At 72.6% G+C, this 23,996-nt stretch carries 18 protein-coding genes and 2 tRNA genes; 8 read left to right on the top strand and 12 right to left on the bottom strand.

What is annotated here, in order from left to right; all coding sequences use genetic code 11:
• Position 1 precedes the first annotated feature (1 nt).
• Entirely contained in the window at positions 2–646 is a 645-nt protein-coding gene (locus HHX31_RS11005) for a TenA family protein (RefSeq protein ID WP_169947815.1), read from the bottom strand.
• 277 nt (positions 647–923) lie between these two features.
• On the opposite strand from HHX31_RS11005, the gene HHX31_RS11000 reads away from it, so the two are divergent.
• Positions 924–2,780, top strand: a complete 1,857-nt coding sequence (locus HHX31_RS11000) for a DUF4157 domain-containing protein (RefSeq protein WP_169947813.1) — start codon at positions 924–926, stop codon at positions 2,778–2,780.
• 11 nt (positions 2,781–2,791) lie between these two features.
• On the opposite strand, the gene HHX31_RS10995 is transcribed toward HHX31_RS11000, so the two are convergent.
• Positions 2,792–3,172, bottom strand: a complete 381-nt coding sequence (locus HHX31_RS10995; protein ID WP_169947811.1) for a DUF779 domain-containing protein — start codon at positions 3,170–3,172, stop codon at positions 2,792–2,794.
• Positions 3,172–4,695 carry an aldehyde dehydrogenase gene (gene adh, locus HHX31_RS10990; RefSeq protein WP_169947810.1) on the bottom strand — a complete coding sequence of 508 codons (1,524 nt, stop codon included), beginning with the start codon at positions 4,693–4,695 and terminating at the stop codon, positions 3,172–3,174. The genes HHX31_RS10995 and adh overlap by 1 nt, the downstream gene beginning before the upstream one ends.
• A 177-nt stretch (positions 4,696–4,872) precedes the next feature.
• Here adh and HHX31_RS10985 point away from each other — a divergent pair, with 177 nt between their 5' ends.
• The gene (locus HHX31_RS10985) at positions 4,873–6,057 is read left to right on the top strand and encodes a geranylgeranyl reductase family protein (RefSeq protein ID WP_311931730.1); all 1,185 of its coding nucleotides are present in this window, start codon (positions 4,873–4,875) and stop codon (positions 6,055–6,057) included.
• A gap of 6 nt (positions 6,058–6,063) precedes the next feature.
• On the opposite strand, the gene HHX31_RS10980 is transcribed toward HHX31_RS10985, so the two are convergent.
• The 4 genes from HHX31_RS10980 to HHX31_RS10965 all read right to left on the bottom strand — a co-directional run bounded on the left by HHX31_RS10980 (position 6,064) and on the right by HHX31_RS10965 (position 11,698).
• On the bottom strand, positions 6,064–7,326 hold the full coding sequence (locus tag HHX31_RS10980) for a helix-turn-helix domain-containing protein (protein ID WP_169947808.1): 1,263 nt from the start codon (positions 7,324–7,326) through the stop codon (positions 6,064–6,066).
• A gap of 77 nt (positions 7,327–7,403) precedes the next feature.
• The gene (locus HHX31_RS10975; RefSeq protein ID WP_169947806.1) at positions 7,404–8,678 is read right to left on the bottom strand and encodes a glycosyltransferase; all 1,275 of its coding nucleotides are present in this window, start codon (positions 8,676–8,678) and stop codon (positions 7,404–7,406) included.
• A 5-nt stretch (positions 8,679–8,683) separates the two neighbouring features.
• Positions 8,684–10,747, bottom strand: a complete 2,064-nt coding sequence (locus HHX31_RS10970) for an HAD-IIIC family phosphatase (protein ID WP_169947805.1) — start codon at positions 10,745–10,747, stop codon at positions 8,684–8,686.
• A 24-nt stretch (positions 10,748–10,771) separates the two neighbouring features.
• Positions 10,772–11,698: a TauD/TfdA family dioxygenase gene (locus HHX31_RS10965; protein ID WP_169947803.1), complete on the bottom strand. Its 927-nt coding sequence runs from the start codon at positions 11,696–11,698 to the stop codon at positions 10,772–10,774.
• Between the two features lie 624 nt (positions 11,699–12,322).
• Here HHX31_RS10965 and HHX31_RS10960 point away from each other — a divergent pair.
• Both HHX31_RS10960 and HHX31_RS10955 read left to right on the top strand, forming a co-directional pair.
• A complete protein-coding gene (locus HHX31_RS10960; protein WP_169947801.1) occupies positions 12,323–17,728 on the top strand; it encodes a non-ribosomal peptide synthetase/MFS transporter in 5,406 nt (1,801 codons plus the stop codon).
• A 63-nt stretch (positions 17,729–17,791) separates the two neighbouring features.
• Positions 17,792–18,097: a hypothetical protein gene (locus tag HHX31_RS10955; RefSeq protein WP_169947799.1), complete on the top strand. Its 306-nt coding sequence runs from the start codon at positions 17,792–17,794 to the stop codon at positions 18,095–18,097.
• 4 nt (positions 18,098–18,101) lie between these two features.
• On the opposite strand, the gene HHX31_RS10950 is transcribed toward HHX31_RS10955, so the two are convergent.
• The 4 genes from HHX31_RS10950 to HHX31_RS10935 all read right to left on the bottom strand — a co-directional run bounded on the left by HHX31_RS10950 (position 18,102) and on the right by HHX31_RS10935 (position 21,148).
• Positions 18,102–18,377, bottom strand: coding sequence for an iron-sulfur cluster assembly accessory protein (locus HHX31_RS10950; protein WP_169947798.1), 276 nt, complete (start codon positions 18,375–18,377; stop codon positions 18,102–18,104).
• Between the two features lie 67 nt (positions 18,378–18,444).
• Positions 18,445–19,185: a class I SAM-dependent methyltransferase gene (locus HHX31_RS10945; protein ID WP_169947796.1), complete on the bottom strand. Its 741-nt coding sequence runs from the start codon at positions 19,183–19,185 to the stop codon at positions 18,445–18,447.
• A 33-nt stretch (positions 19,186–19,218) separates the two neighbouring features.
• Entirely contained in the window at positions 19,219–20,190 is a 972-nt protein-coding gene (locus HHX31_RS10940; protein WP_169947794.1) for a DUF2332 domain-containing protein, read from the bottom strand.
• A 79-nt stretch (positions 20,191–20,269) separates the two neighbouring features.
• Positions 20,270–21,148 (bottom strand): sigma-70 family RNA polymerase sigma factor, encoded by an 879-nt coding sequence (locus HHX31_RS10935; RefSeq protein ID WP_169947792.1) that lies wholly within the window; start codon positions 21,146–21,148, stop codon positions 20,270–20,272.
• 83 nt (positions 21,149–21,231) lie between these two features.
• Here HHX31_RS10935 and HHX31_RS10930 point away from each other — a divergent pair, with 83 nt between their 5' ends.
• A complete protein-coding gene (locus tag HHX31_RS10930; RefSeq protein WP_169947790.1) occupies positions 21,232–21,681 on the top strand; it encodes a carboxymuconolactone decarboxylase family protein in 450 nt (149 codons plus the stop codon).
• Between the two features lie 42 nt (positions 21,682–21,723).
• Here the strand turns inward: HHX31_RS10930 and HHX31_RS10925 are convergent, their stop codons facing one another.
• The gene (locus HHX31_RS10925) at positions 21,724–22,254 is read right to left on the bottom strand and encodes a GNAT family N-acetyltransferase (RefSeq protein WP_169947788.1); all 531 of its coding nucleotides are present in this window, start codon (positions 22,252–22,254) and stop codon (positions 21,724–21,726) included.
• 102 nt (positions 22,255–22,356) lie between these two features.
• On the opposite strand from HHX31_RS10925, the gene HHX31_RS10920 reads away from it, so the two are divergent.
• The 3 genes from HHX31_RS10920 (at position 22,357) to HHX31_RS10910 (ending at position 23,972) form a co-directional block, all read left to right on the top strand.
• On the top strand, positions 22,357–23,769 hold the full coding sequence (locus tag HHX31_RS10920; RefSeq protein ID WP_211589558.1) for a hypothetical protein: 1,413 nt from the start codon (positions 22,357–22,359) through the stop codon (positions 23,767–23,769).
• 44 nt (positions 23,770–23,813) lie between these two features.
• Positions 23,814–23,882: transfer RNA gene (locus tag HHX31_RS10915), tRNA-OTHER, on the top strand.
• Between the two features lie 18 nt (positions 23,883–23,900).
• Positions 23,901–23,972: transfer RNA gene (locus HHX31_RS10910), tRNA-Pro, on the top strand.
• The last annotated feature ends 24 nt before the right edge of the window (positions 23,973–23,996 follow it).

The raw sequence follows: 23,996 nt of genomic DNA, 5'->3' as shown, positions 1-23,996 counted from the left end.
CCTAACCGAGCGCCATGTCGAAGAACCGGCGCTCCAGGGCCGTCGCCCGGCGGAAGACGTCGAGCACCCGGGCCCGCCCGTCCTCGCCGAGGCCGGGACCGAGCCGGTCGAGTTCGCCGCGCAGGAAGCCCACCCACGCCTCGAACTCCGGCCCGCTGTGCAACTCGACCCACTCCCGGTGGACGAAGTCCTCGGGCGGTTCCGTGGTCCTGGAGGCCCAGCCCAGATAGGTCCACTCCGCCACGCACAGCACCGCCACGATCAGCGGGTAGTCCTGCCCGCGGCGCACCTCGTCCATCAGAGCCCGGAACTCGGTCGTCACCGGCTCCAGGGCGGCCGGGTTCCGATCACCTCCGAGCGTGGCGAGCGCGCGGTGGAAGTAGCCCCGCTCGGTGTCGGCGACCGTCAGCCCGAGGAAGCGGCCCACGGCGACCCGCGACTCGAAGCCGTCGGCCGTGGCGACCGCCGCGCCGAGCAACGCCGTGAAGGAGTCCACGAACTGGAAGTCCTGCTCCAGGTAGTGGCGCATGTCGGCGGTGCCGCGGCCGATCGCCTCGGCGAAGGGGTGGGTGACCACCGCCGTCCAGTCCGGTTCGCTCTCCGAGCGCAGCCACTCGCTGAACGGCGTACTCGTTTCCTCGCTCATCCGGCAACCCTTCCCCGACGTCCCGGCGTGGACGGTCACGATGATCTCAAATGCCTCCGGCCGCCTGCACCTGCCCCCCAGGGCTTACCGGCACAGCCTTAAATCCATTCTTCCGAGGAAAACGGGACGGTTTGCGTGGAAAAGTGCGTCGAAAATATGACGATTACACGAAATCCACCAACTGGCCCGGAACTGCGGGTTCGTAACGGCGGGCTAGGTGGCCGCGATGCTCGGTAGGCCGCCCGGAACACCACCGTCCCCACATTCTGGAGCACGTATGCCCGCTACCCGCGATTCGTCCCGACCGCTTTCCCGCGCCGTTCTGGAAGAGGGAATACGCGCCGCCCACGGCCGTGGCAGGCTTGTGCCCGGCTGGCTGCGACGCCTGTTCTCGGCGTACTTCGAGGTCGACTTCTCGGCGGCCCGCTACCACGCCGGTCCCCTCGCCGACCTGCTCGCGGTCGCGACGGGGGCGCGGGCCTTCACCGCCGGGGGCGAGATGTTCTTCCGGTCCGGCGCCTTCGACCCCACCACTCCCGGCGGGCTCAGGCTGCTGTGCCACGAGGCGACGCACGTCGCCCAGCAGACCGCCGGCGTACGCGCCCACCGGACGGCGCGCGGGCTCGTCATCGGCCGCCCCGACGACCCGGACGAGGCGATGGCGGACATCTGCGCGGCGGAACTGCTGGCCCTCGTCAGGGGTGAGCGGCCCGGCCTCGGCACCGGCCGCGCGCTCCTGGCGCGGCGGGCCGGCGGGCGGCTACGCGGCGGCGGCGTCCTCGCCCTGCAGCGGGCGATCGGGCTGGAGATCGAGGTGCCCATCCCCATCGACAAGCTCACCCCCGCCGAGGTGGCGCAGATCAAGGCCGAGGTCGCCAAGGAGTACGTCGCGGGGATGGCGAAGAAGCAGGGGCACCGCATCACCGCGGTCGGCATGCGGGACACGAACGGCACGGTCACCTACGGCACCATCCGCAATCCCGCGAACGGCTTCCGGGTCGACGCCGACCACGACGACCGCGTGCTTCCACCGGAGCCGCTGGGGAAGGGGTGGCCGATCCGCCAGGGCAGCAGAGACTCGATCATCGAGATCGTCATGGACCCCCCGGCGGTCGGCCAGGCCCAGCTCACCACCGCCATGACCAACATCAGCGGCTTCGTCAGCACCATCGACGTGCAGACCAACGGGCTCACCACCCGCTGGGCCGGCGCGTTCCCCGCGCTCGGCGGCGCGATGCCCCTCCCGGTCAACGTGGGGCCCTTCGACTACACCGACACCGGCGCCTACCCGGCGATCCGCCTGCCGGAGCACAACCTCCAGGGCAGCGTCCAGGTCAACATCGGCATCGACCTGCGCGAATACCACAGCCTGCTGAAGTGGTACGCCGGTTCGCGGTACGCCGCCCCGTCCCGGGTGACGAACCCGGCCGAGCAGAGCATCTACCGCGACATCAGGACCCACATCCACGAGGCAGTCGACATCGGGCGAACCCTGGCGGGTCAGGCGTACAGCGCCGCCACCACGGCGCAACGCCAGCAGGCCGGCAACTTCCGCGGGCTGCGCGGCTGGCTCACCCACCTGGCGCTCTACCTGCGCCGGGGCACGCTGACGCTGGGGCAGATCGGAGGCTCCGCCAAGAACATCGCGCCCGTTCTGGTCAAGAGCCCGAACAGCGTCCTCACCACCTACGGGATGACCGCCGCCGAGCAGGCGTACTTCACGGCCAACCAGGCCGCCCTGATGAACTCGCTCCTCACCGCCACGGGAAGAGCCGCCGACATCGGCACGCCACTCGCGGCGCTCGACGTCTTCGCGGCGGCCCCCGGCGACACCGACGCCGCCACGTTGTCGGACATGACGGCCGGCCCCGCCGGGGTCGCCCTCACGGGCAAGCCTCTCCCCAACCCCACCGGAGTCGGCGGCAGGCGCATGGGCAACGCCGTCGTCCAGGTGCTGCCCGCCGTCCCGGCCGGCAACGTGGGCGGCGGCGCGAACACGCGCGGCGGGCTGGTCGCCGAGTTCCGTACCCTGCCGGGCTTCTACGACGGCCCCGCCGAGTGGCAGACGCTCGCGCAGGCGTTCTTCGACGCGGCGGAGACCCGCAACTCCCGCGACGGGATCTCCCCCGGCTGACCACGGCCGCGTCACGCGTCGAGGACGGCGCGTTCCTCGTCGGTGAGCAGGCGGGAGCGGATGAGGAAGCGCACGCCCTCGGGCGCCTCCAGGGAGAAGCCGCTCCCCCTGCCGGGGACGACGTCCACGGTGAGATGGGTGTGCCGCCAGCGCTCGAACTGGCTCGCCGACATCCAGAACGTCACCGGCTCGTCCAGGCCGTCCACGGTCAGCGAGGCGAGCAGCACGTCCGACGAGCCGGTGCGGAACTCGCCCTCCGGGTAGCACATCGGGGCGCTGCCGTCGCAGCAGCCGCCGGACTGGTGGAACATCAGCGGGCCGTGGTCCGCCCGCAGCCGCCGGATCAGGTCGGCGGCCGCGGGGGTGAGGTCCACGCGGGACGGCTCGGGCATCAGAAGAAGCCGAGCTTCGAGGCCGAGTAGCTGACCAGCAGGTTCTTGGTCTGCTGGTAGTGGTCGAGCATCATCTTGTGCGTCTCCCTGCCGATGCCCGACTGCTTGTAGCCGCCGAACGCGGCGTGGGCGGGATAGGCGTGGTAGCAGTTCGTCCAGACCCGCCCGGCCTGGATGGCGCGGCCCGCCCGGTACGCCTTGTTGACGTCCCTGGTCCACACGCCCGCCCCCAGGCCGTACAACGTGTCGTTCGCGATCTTGATGGCCTCGTCGAAGTCGGTGAACGAGGTCACGGAGACGACCGGCCCGAAGATCTCCTCCTGGAACACCCGCATGTGGTTGGCCCCCTCGAAGATCGTCGGCTCGACGTAGTAGCCGCCGGACAGCTCCCCGCCGAGATCCGCGCGGTGCCCGCCGGTGAGCACCTTGGCGCCCTCCTGCCTGCCGATGTCGAGGTACGACAGGATCTTCTCCAACTGGTCGTTGGAGGCCTGGGCGCCGACCATCGTGGCCTGGTCCAGCGGATGGCCGCGGACGATCTTCTCCGTGCGCTCGACCGCGGCGTCCAGGAACCGCCGGTAGTGGCCCTGCTGGATGAGCGCCCGGGAGGGGCAGGTGCACACCTCCCCCTGGTTGAGCGCGAACATCGTGAAGCCCTCAAGCGCCTTGTCGAAGAACTCGTCGTCGGCGGAGGACACGTCGTCGAAGAAGACGTTGGGGCTCTTGCCGCCCAGTTCCAGCGTGACCGGCTTGATGTTCTCGCTGGCGTACTGCATGATCAGCCGCCCGGTGGTGGTCTCCCCGGTGAAGGCCACCTTCGCGACCCGCGCGCTGGAGGCCAGCGGCTTGCCCGCCTCGACCCCGAACCCGTTGACGATGTTGAGGACGCCCGGCGGGAGGAGATCGGCCACCAGGCTCATCCAGTAGTGGATCGACGCCGGGGTCTGCTCGGCCGGCTTCAGGACCACGGCGTTGCCCGCGGCCAGCGCCGGCGCGAGCTTCCACGCGGCCATCAGTATCGGGAAGTTCCACGGGATGATCTGGGCGACGACGCCGAGCGGCTCCTGGAAGTGGTAGGCGACGGTGTCCGCGTCGATCTCCGACAGGCTGCCCTCCTGGGCCCTGATCGCCCCCGCGAAGTAACGGAAGTGGTCGATCGCCAGCGGGATGTCGGCCGCCAGCGTCTCCCTGATCGGCTTGCCGTTCTCCCACGTCTCCGCGACCGCGAGCCGCTCCAGGTTCTGCTCCATGCGGTCGGCGATCCGGTTGAGCACGTTCGCCCGCTCGGCCGCGGACGTACGGCCCCAGGCGGGTGCGGCGCCGTGGGCGGCGTCCAGGGCGCGCTCGACGTCCTCGGCGGTGCCACGCGCGATCTCCGTGAACGCCTGGCCGGTGACCGGGGTCGGGTTCTCGAAGTACCGCCCCCGCTGCGGCGGGACGTACTCGCCGCCGATCCAGTGGTCGTAACGCTGCTCGTACGCCATGAGGGCGTCCGGCTGTCCCGGCGCGGTGTAACGGGTCATGATGGGGACCTCCCGGACAGGGTGTGGGTCTGTCGCCCCGGACGTTAGTTGCGGGCACGTTGCCGAGACGTTGCGTCCGTGTTCCACGCGCAGTGTTCCGCCACTCCGGGGCCCACTACCGCCCCCTTCCCCGTGTGCGGCCCCGGACTCCGGCGCGGCGGTGGCAGGCTGGACGGTGTGGAGCGTGTGTACGGCGTGGACGGTGTGGACGGCGTCTGGGATCTGGTGGTGGTCGGCGCGGGGCCGGCGGGATCGGCCGCCGCGCTGCGGGCCAGGCAACTCGATCCCGGCTGCCGGGTGCTGCTGGTCGACCAGGCGGCCTTCCCGCGTGACAAGGCCTGCGGCGACGGCATCGCGGCGCACGCGCGGCAGGAACTCGCCCTGCTCGGGCTGCCCGATCTGCTCGACGACCACCGGCCGACGCCGCGGCTGGCGGTGACGGCCCCCGGCGGTGCCCGCGTCTCCGCCGCCGTCGCGCGGCCCAACCACGTCGTCCCCCGCCGGGTCTTCGACGCCCGCCTGGTCGAGGCGGCGCGGGCACGCGGTGTGGAGGTGCGCCGCCACCGGGTGCGCACGCTGACCGCTCACGGCGGGCACATCCGGCTCGACGGCGCGATCTCCGCCCGCGTCGTCGTCGCCGCCGACGGCGCCAACTCGGCCGTACGGCGGCTGATCGGCCTCCCGCCGAGCCCCGACCGGCACACCGCCATCGCGGTGCGCGGGTACGCCGACGTGCCGCCCGACGACGACGTGCAGGTCATCGTCATGCAGCGCGAAGCGTGGCCGGCCTACGCCTGGTCGTTTCCCGTGGGCGACGGCACGGCCAACATCGGCTACGGCCTGCTGCTGCCCCGCCTGCGCGAGGCCGGGCTGCCGGGCCGCGAAGTGCTGCACGGGCGGCTGGCGCGGCTGCTTCCCGCGCTGCTGGAGCACCCGCCCGGGGAGGTGCGCGACCTGCGCGCCCACCACCTGCCGCTGTCGACCGGGCGACCGGTGCCGGGGGCGGGCCGTGTGCTTCTCGCGGGCGACGCGGCGAGCCTGATCAACCCGCTGACCGGCGAGGGCATCTACTACGCGCTGCTGTCGGGGCGGCTGGCCGCCGAGGCCGCGCTCGGTTCGCCGGGCGACCCGCTCCGCGCCTACCGGCGCGGGCTGCGCCGGGCGCTCGGGCGGCACCTGCGCACCACCGACGCGCTCGCCCTGGCCGCCCGCTCCCACGGCTTCATCGACGCGGCCATCGCCGTCGCGGCCCGCCGCACCGAGGTGTTCGACCTGCTCGTGGACGTCGGGCTCGGCGCGGGCACCGTGCCGCCCCGCCTGGCGGCGGCGGTCGCCCTGCGCTGGCTGCGCGACATCACCTGAGCGACGTCACCCGAACGGCAGCCCGTACTCCGCGTCGAGATCGCGTACGCGCCGGGCGGCCCGCGCCCTCGCCGGGGAATCGGAGGGCAGCGCGGCCAGCAGCGCCTGCCACGCGAAGAGATCGTCCCTCCCCCACGGCGCGCGCGTCCACCGTTCGAGCAGCGCGGGGTCGCGCCGGGTCACCAGCAGTTCGCGTACGCCGTCGTCCAGCAGGCGGCGCTGCCAGACCACGCCGGGCGCGTCCGAGCCGGGCAGCAGCGGCCCCCGGTAGGCGCGCAGCGCGGCCTCCGCGTCCGCGGCGGCCAGGTGCCCGGCGAGCTCCTGGAAGTCCGCCCGCACCGGCACCCGCAACCGGTAAGGACGGGAGTCGAGCAGCGGCCCGAGCCGGTGGCGCAGCCGGGACAGCTCCGCGCGCAGCGTGACGGGGTTCAGCGCGCGGCCGCCGTACAGCTCCGCGCTGAGCTGGTCGCTGCTCAGCCCTTCGGGATGGCAGGCCAGCAGGACGACGATCTCGCTGTGCCGCGGGCCGAGCCTGATGCGGCGTGGGCCCTCGGCGAGGACGGCGTCGTCCCGGCCGAGCGCCGCGAGCGTCACCGCCCGCGCGAGATCCGGCGCGGGGAGGGTGGCCAGATGCGCCTCCGCCGCACGGGCCGCCGCCTGCACGAGGGCGAGGCTGTACGGGCTCGTCAGGTTGTCGCCACCGGTGACGTCGACCGCGCCGAGCAGCCGGCCGGTGTGCGGGTCGTGGATCGGCGCGGCGGCGCAGGTCCACGGCTGCGCGGACACGGCGAAGTGCTCGGCCGCGAAGATCTGCACCGGATGACGGACCGTGAGCGCGACGCCGGGGGCGTTGGTGCCGGCGTGGGCCTCGTCCCAGCGGGCTCCGGCGACGAAGTTCATCCGTTCGGCCCGCGCCCGCGCCCCGCGATGGCCCTCTACCCACAGCAGCCGCCCGGCCGCGTCGCACACCGCGAGCAGGTGCCGCCCGTCGTCGGCGATGCCGCCCAGCAGGTCGCGGAACAGCGGCAGCACCCGGGCCAGCGGGTGCGCGTCGCGGTAGTCCTCCAGTTCGGCGTCGGTGAGTTCGAGCGGCGCCAGCGCGTCCGGGCTCACCGCACGGGCCGAGCGCCGCCACGACTCCGCCACCACGGCGCGTACGGGCCCGTCGACCGCGCCTGCCGACAGGAAGCGTTCGTGGGCCCGGCGCAGCTCACCGGCGCGCTCGGCCGCGTCGGCCCCGGATTCAAGAGCGAGCCAAGGATTGGTCACGGCGCCCTCACTCTCCGCGTCTCAGGCGCCATCGTCGCCCAGCCCGGGGCCGCCGGGCAACACCCGTGCGGCCCGCGCTAGCCGCTCCGCCGGGCTCGGGCCATGAGCGCCAGCCGTTCCCGCTGCTCCGGCGTGAGCCGCGCCAGCCGCTCCCGCGGGTCCGGCCGCTTCATGATCGCGTCAGTGCCGAGCAGCGCCTCGGCGTGATCCGCCGCGATGCGCACGCCGTCCTGAGACGCGGCGTCCGCCGCCAGCGGCGCGATCCGCTCCCGGTATCCGTCGTCGTCCAGCGCCCGCGCGAGCAGCCGGGCCGTGCGCTCCTCGCTCCACCGGGACACCGGAAGCCATTCCGCGACGCCCGCGCGGTCGAGCCGCTCGGCGTTGTCCGGCCGGTCCACGCCGTGCGCGAGCAGCACCTGCGGGACGGACGACGACAGCGCCCGGGCGAGGGTGCCGATCCCGCCGTGATGGACGACGGCGGCGACCCGGGGCATGAACGAGGCGAACGGCGCCGAGCGCATCCACTCGACCCCGGCGGGCAGCGACTCCGGCTGGAACGCCGGGTGCCGGTTCACCAGCAGGGCCTTCCGCCCGATCCGCCGGCATGCCTGCGCCGCGACGTCGTAGAACCGGTCGTGCAGCACCTGGCCGCTGCCGCCGGTGATCAGCACGGGCGGCTCGGCCCAGTCGGGGACCGGCCCCTCCGCCGTGTCGCCGAGCACGAACCCGCAGCGTACGACGTCCCGCGGCGCCGGCTGGCCCGCGGCGTCGAACCATTCCGGCCACAGCGCGAGCTGTGTCCTGGCGGTCGTCAGGTACGCCTCCCAGTCGCGGACCGGACGCAGGCCGAACGACTGGAAGACCTCGTCGTACCCCTCGCCGAGCACGCGCCTGAAGAGGTTCGCGAGCACCGGCAGCGAGACGTACTGGTGCGGCGTGACGGACACCAGCGCGACCGGGACCCCGCGGAGCTCGGCGGCCATCAGCGCGGCGATGCCCGAGGTGTGCCGGGCGACCACCACGGTGTCGCCCGGCCGGTAGTGCGCCTCGATCATGCGGACCTCGTCGGCGAGCAGCTCGAACAGGCCGTTGCGCCGGTAGAGCGCGAGCACGCCCTCCGGTTCCTTCAGCGGGTCGAGCATGTAACGCCGGGCGTCGTCCAGGTGCCGGTCGTAGCCCTCCGCCGTGTCGATGGGCAGGTGCCGCAGTCCCGCGGCGGCGATCCGGTCGGCGAACCACGAGTGCGTGATGACGGTGACGTCGTGGCCGCGATCGGCCAGCTCCCGCCCGATCCGTACGAACGGGAGCACGTCGCCGTTGGTGCCGTGGGTGATCAGCAGCATCGTCGCCATGCGGGTCAGCCGTTCTCCGCGTCGAGCAGGGCGTCGATCTCCTCGTCCGACAGGCCCGCGAGCTCGTCGAGCAGCCCGGCCAGCTCCTCGTCGCCGGCGTCGGCGAGCTGCCGCTCCTCGATCACCTTGGCGACCTCGGCCACGGTGAACGAGGTGGTGTAGAGCGTGTCGAAGGGCAGTTCGACGCCGAACTCGGCGCGGACCCTCGCCATGAACTGCACCAGCCGCAGCGAGTGGCCGCCCAGCTCGAAGAAACCGTCGTCCACCGAGGCGGGGGCCGTGTCGAGCAGCTCGGCCCACAACCGCATGACGGTCGCCTCGACGGGGCTCGCCCCGGCCACCTCGGCCACGGGGCGGGCCGCCCGCATGGCGTCCAGGATCGCGTCGGCGCCGGTCAGCCGGGTCGCGATCCGTTCGACGGCCGCCCAGCCGGCGGGAACGGCCGGCCCGGCGGTGCGTACGGGCCCCGCTGCCCTCTCCTCAGCAGGGCCCGGCTTGTGGACGACGGCCGCGGCGTCGCCGGCGTCGAGCACGTGCCAGGCCATCTCGCCACCGTCCGGCTCCACCGTCACCGGCAGGGCGGCGAGGAAGTCCCTGGCCGGCCGGTTGCGCTCGGTCGCCCGGTGGGCCAGGGCCACCCGGGCCAGCCCGCGCTCCCGCGCGAGCGCCCCCAGGTGCGCGAGCATGCGGTGCTCCACCCCGCGCCCGAGCGCCCGGCAGCTCAGCAGGAACGCGCAGGCGCGCAGCGTGTCGCCCTCCGTCCGGACGTCGGTGAGGCCGACGACGCCGTAGTCGCCGAAGCGGTCCCGCACCTCCACGACGAACCTCTCGTCGCCGTCGAGCCGGCGCGTCCCCGAGAGGTTGAACTGGTTGGTCCGCTCGGCGAGCTGGACCGCCCGGTCCTCGTGCTCGGGACCGGCCGGGGTGATCGCCACCCGCAGGTCGAGCGTGGCGAAGAAGTCGTCGAGGGACATCTCGTCCCTGGCCTGCTCGCGGCGCCGTTCCTCCTGGTAGCGCCGGCCGCGTTCGCGGTCGGCCGTGGTCACCGACGTCACGTCCAGCGGCCAGCAGTGCCGCAGGAAGGCCGCGGCCCCGGAGGCGTCGGCCGGGAGCTGGAGCGTCAGCACCTCCGGGCAGCCCGCCCGGACCTCGGCGCACTCGACCGGGCTGTCGTCGAGGAACAGGAAGGAGTCGAGCCCGAGACGGAGCTCGGCGGCGAGCGAGCGCAGCGCGTCCGGCTTGGCCTCCCACCCGACGCGCATCGCGGTGACGTCGCCCAGGCCGACCGGCAGCTCCGGATGCCTGGCGAACACCTCGCGGACGTCCCTCTCCTCGTTCTTGCTGCACAGGCACAGCAGCCTGCCCGCGGCGACCTGACGGGCCAGCTCCCGCCAGATCTCCATCCGCTCGGGGCCGATGACCACGCCGTCGGGGCCGTCCTCGCCGACCACGCCGTCCCAGAGGGTGCCGTCGCAGTCCGCGACGACGACCTTGGGACGCGGGGTGGTCACGGCGTGCAGGCGGCGGCTGACCGCGGCGGCCAGGGCGGCGAAGTAGCGGTCGGTGTAGGGCACGTTGCCGGTCCGGTCGGCGAAGGCGTCGTGGACGGCCTCCGGCTCCGGCTCGTACGGCTCGGCGGAGGTGAGCACGGAGACGGCCCTGTCGTCCTCGAACGCCCGGGTCAGCCCGGCCGCGAGGCGCGCGTGGGCCTCGGGCGAGCCGTGCGCAGGCGAGGGAGGGCAGACGACGAGCACGTGGGGCGCGCCGGAGGCGCGCACCGAGGCCCGCAGCGCTGCGGCGAGGTCGACGACCACGGCGTCCAGCTCGTCCTGCCCGTCCTGCGCGTCCCCGTCCAGGTCCCCGTCCAGGTCCTCGGCGCGGACGAGGACGACCACGGCGCCGGCCCTGCCGAGCACGCTGCCCGGGTCGAGGAGCGACGGGAAGACCTGGTCGTACGGAGCGAAGGCGACATCGCCCTCGACGTCCAGCTCGGCGAGCCAGAACCGCAGGGCGTCCCCGAGCGGCTCGGCCGTGAAGGTCGCGGCGACCCCCAGCCCGATCTTGTCCACTACGTTTCCCTCCCGAGAGCGTGATCAGTCGGACATGGCGACGAGGATGCGGCGCGAGCCGGTGAACGGCCTGCGGCCGTGCCCGACCAGCACGTTGTCGATCAGCAGCAGGTCGCCCTCCCGCCAGTCGACGTCCACCGCGTTGTCCAGGCCGCGGTCGCGGGCCTGGATGACGTAGTCGCCGGGGATGGGGGCGCCGTCGGGGAACGTGACCGACTGCGGCAGCTCCTCCGGCGGCATCAGCTCGGCGAGCATGGCGGCGGTCTCATCGCCCAGCGAGGCGGGATGCCACTGGTCGGCCTGGTTGAACCACACCTCGGCGCCGGTCACCGGGTGCCGGGTGGTGGCGGGCCTGACCTGCGCGACCCGGACGCCGCCGTCGGGACGCCACTGCCAGTCCGCCCCGATGCCGTCGAGGAACTCGGCCACCTGGTCGCGGTCCTCGGTCTCGAACGTCTCCTGCCAGCTCTTGCCGAGGCCGCGGCCGGCGTGCAGGTTCTGGGTGTAGCGCACCCCCTTGGCGAACGCCTCCCTGACCTCGTCGTCGAGCGACTCCAGCCAGCGCACGCCGTCCACGACGGGAGTCGCCCCGCCGCTCGCCGCCGCCTTCTCGCAGTAGAACAGCAGCCGGGAGGGCCAGGCCGCGGAGTACGACAACTCGTTGTGCATCGAGATCGTGTACTCGGGCGGGTACTCGGTCGAGGTGTAGACGTTGCCGCCCACCTTGGTGCGGGGCGAGTTGCCGTGGACGTACGCCAGCCGGTTGGGCAGCAGCATGTCCATGACGGCGTCGAGGGTGTCAGGAGTGACGCCGAACCCCCGGAAGACGAGCGCCTTCTCCCGGACCAGCAGGTCGCCGACGTTCGTCTCGCGCAGCCGTTCCACCAGTCCCTCCGGCGTGGGGGCGGTGCCGTCGGGGGTTATTTCCAGGGGCTTCCAGAAGTCGTCCATGCGTCCTCCTTCTGCACGGGATCCGGCCGCGGCCGAGCGCGGGGGAAATCGAATTAACAGGGCAGGCGGGCCCTCGAATGGACGGCTCCTCCTGCGGCAAAAAGATTCCGGCGGCCAACATAGAACAGGGCCGGGTTACTTGCAAGAAACATGTTTCATTCGGTTTGCCTGACTAACAGAGTCAACTCGTCCGACACGCTCTCGTGTGCATCGGCAATGCCGCCGGGAACGCGTGTTCGGCCGCCCACAATCAATTACGGAAGGTCGGTTTCCCCTTACACTCCGCGCTTGTCCGCAGGTCGAACACAGGCTTGCGTGACCAGACTCACATACCGTATCGTGAAATAATCACTTTCGTGGGAGCGCTCCCACGCGTCTCGACCCGAAACGCGCCGAGATCGCGGGCGAGGCCTCGCGAATCGACGATAAAGCGTTTTCGAGTTCAACCACTTTTCTGCGTGGTCAGCTGATCCTGCGCATTTCCGCGCGCAGAGAGGAGAACGCTCGGTGACGATATCGCCGACGACTGACAACGAGCTTCTAATAGCGTCCCTTCCCCCACGCAGACAGGAGGCGCTGCGCCGGCTGCTCGCCGCCAGAGCCGCCAGGGCCGCCGCCGCGAGCGTGATCGCCCCCCGTGGAGAGGGACCCGCCCCCTGCTCCTACGAGCAGACCCAGATGTGGCTCGGCGCCCGCTTCGCGGAGGGCGCCCCGGCGCCGAACGCCACCATCGGCCTGCGGCTGACCGGCCCGCTCGACATCCGCGCCCTCACCGTCGCCCTGGACAGCCTCGTCGAACGCCACGAGATCCTGCGCACGGTCTACGAGGGCGACGGGCACGAGCCCCGGCAGATCGTCCTCGACCCGGGACCCGCGCCGCTCGACGTCGTCGACCTGCGGGACCTGCCGGAGGCCGACCGGGAGGGCCGCGCCAGGGAGATCACGGCCAGGGCCGCCGTCGAACGCTTCGACCTGGAGACCGGACCGGTCCACCGCACGACGCTCGTCCGGCTGGCCGACGAGGACCACGTGCTGATGTTCGTCTGCCACCACATCGCGTGCGACGGGTGGTCGGTCGGCATCATCGTGGACGAGCTGACCGCCGTCTACGCGGCCGTCCACGAGGGCCGCCCCGCCGGGGTCGCCCCGCCCCCGCTGCAGTACGCCGACTACGCGGCCTGGTCGCGGCGTGAGCTGAGCGGCGAACAGCGCGAGCGGCGCCTGGCCTACTGGCGCGACCGGCTGGACGGCGCGAGCGCGGTGGAGCTTCCCATCGCGCGGGAGGGCCAGACCGTCGCCGAGGGCAACCGCAGCGACTGTCACCTGTTCACGCTGCCGGAGGAGGTCCTTCGGGCGCTGCGGGAGGCCGGCGGCCCCGGAACCACCCCGTTCGTGGCCCTGCTCACGGTCTTCTCGATGCTGCTGGCGCGCTACACGGGACAGCACGACCTGACGATCGCCACGGTGGACGGCGGCCGGCGCCGGGTGGAGCTGGAGCCGGTGCTTGGCTGCTTCGTCAACGCCCTGCCGCTGCGCGCCGACCTGGCGGGCGACCCGTCGTTCCGGCAGGCCGCCGCGGGAGTGCGGCGCGGGCTCGGCGAGGCGCTCGCCAACCACCTGCCGTTCTCCGAGCTGGCCGGAGGGCTCAGCGACCGGGACGCCCGCAACTTCTCGCCGTCGCCGGTCGGCTTCTCGCTGCGCGTCTTCCGCGACCAGCGGGGGCGCTGGCCCGAGCTGGAGGCGTCGGTCTGGGAGCACGAGGTCGACGACTTCACCTACGACCTCGCCCTGCTCGTGCACCTGAACGGCGCCGGCGACCCCGAGCTCTACCTGACCTACCAGAAGGACCGCTTCGACGCGGACTCCATCACCCGGATGGCCGGGCACTACCGGGCGCTGGCCGAGCGGATCGCCGCCGCGCCGGACACCCCGCTGGCCGCGCTCGACCTGCTCACCGACGCCGAGCGCGACCTGATCCTCGGGACGTGGAACGATTCGGCCCGGCCGTACCCCGACGTGGCCCTGCCCGAGCTGCTTGAGCGGCACGCGGATTCCGACGCGGTCGCCGTCTCGTTCGAGGGCCGCACGACCACCTACGCCGAGCTGCACGCCCGCGCCAACCAGGTCGCCCACCTGCTGCGCGAGCGCGGGATCGGCCCCGAGGACACGGTGGGCGTGCTGCTCGACCGGAGCCCGGAGCTGATCGCCTGCCTGCTGGGCGTGTGGAAGGCGGGCGCGGCCTACCTGCCGATGGACCCCAAGTTTCCCGCGCAGCGCGTCTCGGACATGCTGTCGATCGCCGCGACCCCGCTGGTCCTGACCTCAGCGGGTTACGCGCACCTGTTCGACGGCGTCGACGCGCTGGACGGGGTCGTGGACGGGGTCGTGGACGTGGACGGCGGCGTGCTCGACGACCGGCCGCGCGAGCCGGTGGGCGTGCCGTACGACATCGACCGGCTGGCCTATGTGATCTTCACGTCGGGGTCCACGGGCAAGCCAAAGGGCGTGCAGGTCACCCACCGCGGCCTGGTGAACCACGTGTGGTGGGCCGTGAAGGACCTGGCGTCCCAGGGAGACGGCGGCGCGCCGCTGTTCGGCTCGGTGGCGTTCGACCTCGTGGTGCCCAACCTGTGGGCGCCGCTCGTCACCGGCCAGCGGGTCACCGTGCTGCCGCAGGACTTCGACATGGGCGAGTTGGGCGCGCTGCTGATCGCGGGCGGGCCGTACAGCTTCATCAAGTGCACCCCCGGCCACCTGGAGGTGCTCGGTCACCAGATCGACGCCGGACAGGCCGCCGCGCTCGCGGGGACGATCGTCGTGGCGGGCGAGGCGCTGCCCGGCTCGATGGCCAACCGGTGGCTGGAGATGCTGGGCCCCGGCCGGCTGGTCAACGAGTACGGCCCCACCGAGGCGTCGGTCGGCACCTGTATCTACCCCGTGCGGGACGCCCAGCTCGTGGAGGTCGTCCCGATCGGCCGTCCGTTGCCCAACATGCGCATGTACGTCCTGGACGCCGCCCGCAAGCTCCAGCCGGTCGGTGTGCCGGGCGAGCTGTACGTCGGCGGTGTGGGCGTCACCCGCGGCTACATGAACAGGCCCGACCTCACCGAGGAGCGGTTCCTGCCGGATCCTTTCGATCCCGGGGGCCGGATGTACCGCACCGGCGACCGGGTGGCCTGGACCCGCGACGGCGACGTGGCCTTCCTCGGCCGGTTCGACGACCAGGTGAAGATCCGCGGCTACCGCATCGAGCTGGACGAGGTCAGGGCGGCCGTACTCGACCACCCCGGCGTACGGGACGCGGTCGTCACCGTGCACGCGTTCACGCCCGAGGACAAGCGGCTCGTCGCCTACTACGTGCCCACGGCGGCCGAACCGGCCGATCTGGCGGAGCACTGCGCGGAGCGGCTGCCCGACTACATGGTCCCATCGGTGTTCGTGCCGCTGGAGACCATCCCGCTCAACGCCAACGGCAAGGTGGACCGCAAGGCGCTGCCCGACCCGGTCGTCCGGGTGGGCGACGACCTGGCCGAGCCGGAGACGGAGACCGAGATCGCGGTGGCCGAGGTCTGGCGTGAGGTCCTCGGCATCGACGCCATCTCGATCGACAGCGACTTCAACGCGCTCGGCGGCCACTCGCTGCTGCTCATCCGCATGGTCGCCAAGCTCCGGCAGGTGCTGCCCGCCGACGGCTACCAGGTGACCGTCCTCGACGCGATCGCCAACCGCACGGTGCGGGAGCTGGCCACGCTGATCGACGCCGCGAGCTCGGGGCAGGACGGCGCCGCCGACGACGGCCCACGCGGCCTGCTCGTCGAGCTCACCCGTCCGGTCAAGTCCCCCGTGCTGTCGCTCGTCTGCATCCCGTACGGCGGGGCGAGCGCCATGGTCTACCAGCCGCTGGCCGACGCGCTGCCGGACGGCCACACGCTGTTCTCCGTCGCCCTGCCCGGCCACGAACTGGGCGTCGAGGAGAGCACGATCCCGTTCCACGAGGCCGCCCAGCGGGTCTGCGACGAGGTTCTCGAACGGGTGCGCGGCCCTGTCGCGTTGTACGGCCACTGCGTCGGCAGCGCGCTGACCGCCGAGATCGCGCGGCGGCTGGAGGCGGCCGGGCGGCGCGTCGAGGCCGTCTACACGGGCGGCAGCTTCCCGTTCGCCACGCCGAGCAAGGGCCTCAACGGCCTGCTCGGCCGGATCTTCCGCAGCAAGGCGCTGGACAACGCCAACGCGCACGCCAACTGGCTCCGCGCGATGGGCGCCGACCTCCAGGACCTCGATCCCGAGCAGGTCGACCACATCATCCGCACCATGCGGGTGGACGCGCGGGCCGGCGAGGACTACTTCAGCGAGCTCGTGGAGCAGCAGAGCCCGCGGCTGCGCGCCCCGGTGATCTCGATCGTCGGCGACCGTGACGCCCTGACCGACTTCTACCAGGAGCGCTACCGCGACTGGCACTGCGTCTCCGAGACGACCGCGCTGGTCGTCATGGCCGAGGCCGGCCACTATTTCCTCCGCTACCGCACGGAGGAGCTGGCCGCGATCGTCACGACCTCCCACACCCTCGTGGACCGTCCGGAGGAGTGGCACGTCCCGGAACCCGGCGACACGGCCACCTGGTGGCGGCAGGCCGTGTCCGCCGACCGGCGCGCCGACGTGGCCGGCCCCCAGCCCAGCCTCGGGCGCTTCTTCACGGTCGCGACCGGCCAGATCGTCTCCATGATCGGCGCCGTGATGACCGAGTTCGCCGTGCCGATCTGGGCGTACCTGCAGAGCGGTTCGCTGGTGCAGTTCGGCCTGTTCGCCATCGTCGCCCTGGTGCCCGGGCTCGTGCTCGCGCCGCTGATCGGCGCGCTCGTCGACCGGTACGACCGCAAACGGGCGATGCTCGCCGCCGACGGCATGTCCCTGGCCGTGCAGGCCGCGCTGCTCGCACTGATGGTGGGCGACGTGCTGTCCATGCCCCTGCTGTACGGCCTGCTGGTGCTGCTGTCGATATCGGTGACCCTGCAACGGGTGGCCTGGCAGTCGGCGGGACCACAGCTCGCGCCCAAGCACTATCTGCACCACGTCGGCGGTGTCGTCCAGCTCGGCAACGCCGTGGCCCAGCTCATGGTCCCGCTGTTCTCCGTCGCCGTGCTGGCGCTGATCGGCATCGAGGGCATCCTGACCGCCAACGTGGTCTTCTACGCGATCGCGTTCGGCGTGACCCTGCTGGTCCGCTTCCCCGCCACGATGGCCTGGCGGCGCCGCGAGACGGTCTCCGCGGAGATCCGCAACGGCTTCCGCTACCTGCTGCGGCGGCGGGGCCTGCGGGCCATGGCCTTCACGATGTTCATCGTGAACTTCTTCCTGTTCACCGGGTTCATCATGATCCCGCCGCTGGTGCTGTCGGTCGGCGAGCTGGCCGACACCGGCCGGGTGGCGCTGCTCGCCGGGATCGGGGCGGTCTGCGGCGGCCTGATCATCGCCCTGTGGGGCGGCCCGCGCCACCGCCGGATGTTCGGCATGCTGTCGGCCGCCGGCGTGCTCGGCGTCTTCTGCGCAATCGCCGGCATGCGTCCGTCGCTCGTCCTGATCGCGGTCGGCGCCTTCGGCATGTCGCTGATGATGACGATCAGCGACGGCATCTGGCTGACGATCATCCATTCGAAGGTGCCCCAGCGCTACCACGCCCGGGTCATCTCGATCAACCGGATGCTGGCGCTGTCGACCCAGCCGGTCGGGCTGGCCGTACAGGCCTGGCTGGTGGGGCTGGTCCTCGAACCGCTGATGCGGCCCGGCGGCGCGCTGGCGGACACGGTCGGAAAGGTCATCGGCACGGGGGAAGGCCGCGGCATCGGCCTGCTGTACATCGTGTGCGGCCTGGCCATCGCGCTGACGATCACGCTGGCCCTGCGGCACCCGGCCCTGGCGAGGTTCGACCAGGAGACCCCGGACGCCGAGCCGGACGACCTGGTCGGCCTGGAGGCGCTGCGCAGCCGCCAGGAGGCGAGCGTTCCGGCCCAGCGCGTCCCGTCCGAGCTGTGACCCAGCTGTGACCTAGCTGTGACCAGGTGAATGGCACGCGGGCCGCCGGGTACGGCGGCCCGTATGGACGAGAAGAAGATGAACCCGAAGCAGCTGGCCGAGGAGCTGGCGACCAACGCGCAGGACGACCCGCGGTTCAAGAACCGCACGCCCGGCATCCGCGCCACCCGGCAGGGATCGGTGGAGCAGGCGGACCTCGACGCCGCGGGCATCGTCGGCGGCAAGGGAGTCTCGGGCGGCGGGGCGTCCGGAGGAGGAACGGCCGGGCAGCCGCCCACCGGACGGCTCGACGACGACCAGCTCGCCGACACGGTGGCGGGCACCGGCCTCCCGCCCGACGACGAAGAGGAGGACGAAGGCGACCAGTGATCGCCTAGGTGAGGCGGAAGGTCGGACGGCCGCCGGGACCGGCCTCGGCGTCCAGGGTCTTGCCGCCGACGGCCTGCGCGACCTCCGGCTCGACGAAGACGCGCACGTCCGCTCTCTCGATCACCTCGTCGCCCGTGAAGGGCGCGCTGACCAGCGACAACTCCAGCGAGGCGGGCTCGCCCGGCTTGGCCGCGATGCGCAGGCCCGCCTCCTCGGGGAGATACTCCCCCACCATCAGATCCCGGATCGCCCGAACGGCGTGGTCGGTGACTGTCAGCACGACACGGCCTCCTCGATGGCCCTCCCAGGATGTCCTTACCCCTCCCGCGCACGGATGCCACGCCCTCTCACAGGTCGGCGACGAGCAGCCGGTATCCGGCGTCAAACTCCTCCAGCCCGAGCAGGTCGCGGTGGCGCTCGTGCCAGCGGCCCGACTCCAGGTCGGCGGCGAGCCGGTCCAGGGCCGGCCACACGACCCCCTGGTCGAGCTGGGTCAGCACCGACATGCCCGACCTGACCAGGGGATCGAGGTAGCCCTCCGGCCTGCGCCAGTAGGCGGCGCCGAACCCGTCCGTGCAGTCGTGCGGAATGGGCACGGCCTCGACCCGCGCGCCGCCGAGCAGCCAGGCGAGATCGGCGATCGAGGCGGCGCGGGCGTCGTCCAGCGCCGCGCCCTCGGGCAGGTACTCCCTGAGGAACCAGTAGTCACGGCTGATCTCCTGATCCCAGGTGAGGATCACCACGCGGCGCCGCGCGATCCTGCGCATCTCGGCGATCCCGGCCGCGAGGTCCGCCCAGTGGTGCACGGTCAGGAGGGCCATGGCGGCGTCGGCCACGCCGCTCGCGAGGGGCAGGGCCTCGGCCCTGGCCCGGACGACGGGGGCCGACCCCGGCGGCCGCTGGGCGATCATCACCGTGCTGGGCTCGACCGCGAGGAGGGTCGCCCGGGGTTCGTACGACCCCGTGCCCGCCCCCACGTTGACGACCGTCGCGGCGTCCCCGAGCGCGGCGGTGATCCGGGCCGCGAGCCTCGGGTCGGGTCTGCGTACGGCGGCGTAGGTCATGCCGATCTCGTCGTAAACCGTCATGATCCCGAGTATCCGCCAGCCCGGCGGGCCTCCTCAGGCGAGCCAGTCGAGCCACTCGCCGTGCGGCCCCGCCATCGCGAGAGGCTCCCCGTCGAGCGCGGGCAGGAACGCCAGCCGTCCGTCCGGCAGGCCGGACGTCAGCTTCGCGGCCAACTCGGGCAGCCGGGGCGAGCCCTCGTTGGAGATCCATCGCACCGGCAGGCCCCCTGCCCGCAGACCCCGTACGAGGGCCACGAAGCGGTCCCGCGCCTCGGCGTCCAGGTAGGGCATGACCGCACTGTGGAAGACGACGACCGTCGCCCCGGCGGGCGCGGCGGCGACGAGACCGGGCAGGGCCGCCATGGCGTCCCCGCGCACCAGGCGCGGCGGGTCCCGCCTCGCCATCCGCACCGCCCCGCGCAGCCGCGCCACCCGGTCCTCCTGCCCCGGCCAGACCAGGCACTCCAGCCAGCGCACCGCCTCGTCGTCGCGTACGTCGACGGGGTCGAGATCCAGCCCGGCCCGCCACACCACCTCGGGCAGGCGCTCGGGCACCGGCACCCTGCCGTTCGTCCGGCAGGTGAGCAGCACCGGGCTTTCCGCCGGCCCGATCTCGGGGCCGTCGTCGTACCGGTAGCGGTAGCGGTCGGGGTAGAGGCACAGCCCCGCCGACGCGCCCACCTCCACCAGGGCCAGCGGCTGCGGCAGCGCCGCCAGCACCGGCAGCAGGCTCGCGCACCTGCCCACCTCGTTGGTCTGCGTCCTCCGGGCGAGCACCGTCTCCCGCACCTCACCCCAGTGGCGTACGGTCCACTCTCGGAAGGCGCCGAACTCGTCGTACGGCCCGCCGAGGTGGCGCACCGCCGCGAGCAGCAGGTTCGGCTGCCGCTTCGGCCCCGGCAGGCCGTCGATCAGTTCGATCAGCCCGCTGTCGGCGGCGATCCCGAGGGCGAGCGCCTCGTAGACCGGGCTGTGCCCCCTGACCTCGCGCTCCGCGAAGTACCTGTACCACTCCGCCGTCTCCATGCCCGCCTCCCCAGGAACGCCTCAGAGCTCCATCGAATCAGGCCGCACCACGCGCAGTCCTCCGGCACCTGATGGCGTCTCACTCCGGATCCGGCATGTCCAGCGACGCGAGCCTGGCAGGGTCGGTCACGACCGTGATGCCGGTGATCCGGCCATCGGCGACGGTGAACGAGACGACCGAGAGCGGAGAGCCGTCCTCCCGCCAGGACACGATTCCGGGAAGGCCGTCGACGAGCACCATGCGCCTGCGCGCGGCTCCGCCGCCGGACAGTCGCGCGCCGGCGGCGACCGCGGTGGCGCCGAGGGTGACGACCACACCATCGGGAGTCTCCGCGGTGAGCCTCACCTCGGGGTCGAGCACGCGCAGCAACCCCTCGAAGTCGCCATGGCGAGCAGCCGCCAGGAACGCTCGGACCACCTCGCGCTGCTCCTGTCCCACGGCGGTCTGCCGCTCGGTCGCCCGCACTTTCCCGCGGGCGCGGCTGGCGAGCATCTTGGCGGCGGCGGTGGACTTGCCGAGGATCTGGCCGATCTCGTCGAACGGCACCGCGAACAGATCGTGCAGCACGAAAGCCAGCCGCTCGTCCGGCCTGAGCGACTCGAGGACGACGAGAAGCGCGAGCCCGACCGAGTCGGCGAGCGTCACGTCGTCCTCCGGCGCGGGGCCGTCGTCGCCCTTCACCAGGAGTTCGGGCAGCCAGGTGTCGTAGGACGCCTCGGCGCGCGTCTGACGCGATCGCAGGACGTCGAGGCTGATGCGGCCGACCACCGTGGTCAGCCAGCCGGCGAGGTTGTGGATCGTCGCCGTGTGTTGCCGGGAGAGCCGCAGCCATGCCTCCTGGACCACGTCCTCGGCGTCGGCGTGCGATCCGAGCATCCGGTAGGCGACGGCGTGCAGCCGGTCGCGCTCGGCCTCGAACGCGTCGGCCACCCGGTCCGCGGGGCTGTTGTGGGACATGTCGTTACCTTCCTCGGCTCTGCTCCGTCATGTGTGATGACGGGCCCGGACGGTCACAGGTAACCGATGAAGGAGCAGCAACGATGGAAGCACGCATGAAGAGCACGGTGAGCCCCGACGTCTTCACCGCGATCCAGCACCTGAACAAGGCGATCCAGGCCGGTGGCGTCGACCCGCTCGTGCTCGAACTGGTCCACCTGCGCGCCAGCCAGATCAACGGCTGCGCCCCGTGCGTGTTCGCCGGCGTCGCGTCGGCGAAGAAGCACGGAGAGACCGACGAGCGGCTGCACAACGTGGTCGCGTGGCGCGAGACGCCGTTCTTCACCGACAGGGAGCGGGCGGCGCTCGCGCTGGCCGAGGCCGCCACCCGGATCCAGGACGGCGCCCCGGGCGTCACCGACGAGATCTGGGACGCCGCCGCCGCCCACTTCGACGACAAGCAGCTTTCCGCCATCATCCTGAACGTCGCGCTGACCGGCTTCTTCAACCGCATCAACCACACCATCCGGGAGCAGGCCGGCAAGACCTGGTAAGCGGGGACGGGCGTACGCCGAGGGCCCGGCCTTGGGCCCCGGCTACCCGGCCGTGGAGTGAAGGCCGGCGACGCGGACCGGCCGTTCCCAGGCCCACAGGCGTTCGCCGTCCTCGACGTGGCCGGTGGGCAGCAGGCCGATCCGGCCGGCCACCGTCATGGATGCCTGATGATCGGGATGGATGTGGGCCTCGATGCGGGTGACTCCCCTGCCGCGGAGCCATCCGGCCAGCGCGCCTGCGGCCCGCGTCGCGTACCCCCGGCCCTGCCAGGCGGTCCCCACGACCCACGCCACCTCGGCCCGCCGCCCCTCGTCCACCACGGTCGCCTGGACGTAGCCGACCGCCCTGCCGTCGCCGGTGCGGCGGACGATCCAGTTGAGCCATTCCTGCCGCCCGTCCGGGGAGCGGCGGGCTTCGAACGCGGCATACCTGGCACGGAGTTCCGGCAGGGTGGGCGCGGCTCCGCCGATGAAGGCGTACAGCTCCTCCCCCGCCAGCACCTCCGCCATCTCGTCCGCGTCCTGCGCGGTCAGCGGCCGGAGTGTGAGCCGCGCCGCCGAGATCGTCTCCATACGCCGCAGTCTCCTCCGTCCCGGCCCGTGCCCCCAACGCCTTTTCGGGGCTGCCGGATAACCGATCGATTCCGGGCAGGCAGGGCGGACATCATGGCGGGCATGACGCACCGCGAGGGTTCCGAGCGCTCCCCCCGGAAGGCGCTGGCCGAGCTGCACGGCTCGCTGGACCGCCGCTACCGACCGGAGGACGTCGCCGAGCTGGTCCTCCAGGCGCTCTCGGAACGGCTGACGGGCCGCGAGCGCAACGTGATCGCCCGTGCCGCGCGGCACTCCTCGCGCGGCTCCGCGTGGTTCACCTCCATGTCGGACGACTACGCGCGCCCCGTCGGCGGAGCGCGCCAGGTGGCGGTGGCCGCCCGCCTGTTCGACGGACCGGCGGAGGTGGACCCCGACGACCCCGAGTCCCTGCGGGCGTACGCGGGCGCGGCCGGGCGCTCGATCGGATGGACGCCCGACCGGAGCGACTTCCTGGCCGACCGGCTCAACCGCGAGGCACGGGAGGCCGCCGGGATGGACCTGTCGAAGCGGCAGTACAACCGCCGGTTCCGGATGCTGCGCCGCATCGCCGAGAAGGCGGGCACACTCGAAATCGAGCAGGACAAGCGACGGCTGCTGCTGATCGGTGCCACCGGCTTCGCCGCGGATATCCCGCTCGACAGGTTCCTCAAGGACCCGGACGCCGCCTGCTTCGTGGCGTACTACACCGCGCGCCGCAAGTTGCGCCGCGAGTTCAGCCTTTTCGGCCGGGACAACCCCTTCGACGAGATCGCGCAGGTGCTGCTCCGCCGGTGCGGAGACGACACGGACTGGTGGATGATCGCGCAGGCCCGGCCCACGCCCGACGTGCTGGACCGTCTCACCGACGAGGAGCGGGGACGGCTGCTCGGTCAGTGGTCCGCGGTCATGCGGCACAGCGGCGGGCTCCTGGGCCGGCGCTGGCGGTCGACCACGGATCGGGCGACGATGGTCGTCCGGCCCGGTGACGACTCCAGCACCTGGAACGCTCTGGCAGGGGCCTACAACGCCGCCCGCGCCGGGTGGCTCGCGTGCCTCGCTTCGCTGGATGCCCTGGAGTTGCTCGACGCGTCCTGCCCCGGGAAGGCCATGCGGCTGATGGCCGCGGATCTCGCGGCCTGGCATCGCTCGACCGGCGGCGACGTCGATCCCGGCACCCGTGTCTGGGCCGCGCTGCCGCCACCCTGGGAGGTGCTGGACGGCACGGCGCACTCCACCCGTGCGGATGTCGAGGCGGCCTGCCGTACGGCAGGGCTCGACCCGGAGAAGTCGGGCTGGACGGCGCCCGCGCCCAAGCGCCGTGTCGCGGTGTTCCGGCCCACCCCCGAACTGGTGCACGGGGTCGCTGTCGCCGATCCTGTGTGGGCGGCCCTGCTGCGCCGCGCCGGGGTGTTCAGCGGCAGGCCCGTCAGGCCCGCCCTGGCGCCGGACGCCCTGCACGGACTCCAGGCCGGCGTCGTGACCGGTGACCTGCCCCCGGCCCTGGACGCGGATTAATCCGTGGCGCGGCCGGGGAACGGTCGAGCAGACTGGCCCCCGGCCCCGCCGTAGTTCAGCGGTAGAACGCCCGGCTCTCCGGGTGGACGCCGGTTCGAGCCCGGCCGGCGGTGCCCATGCGATGGAGCGGCCTCGCCGTAGCTCAGTGGTAGAGCGCCCGGCTCGGGCCCGGGTGGTCGCCGGTTCGAGCCCGGCCGGCGAGGACCTCCTAACCTTCTTGACCCCCA

The sequence above is a fragment of the Microbispora sp. H11081 genome, assembly GCF_012999535.1.
Taxonomy (GTDB): domain Bacteria; phylum Actinomycetota; class Actinomycetes; order Streptosporangiales; family Streptosporangiaceae; genus Microbispora.
The sequence above is the reverse complement of the archived record's forward strand: the minus strand, read 5'-3'. Positions and strand labels throughout refer to the sequence as shown.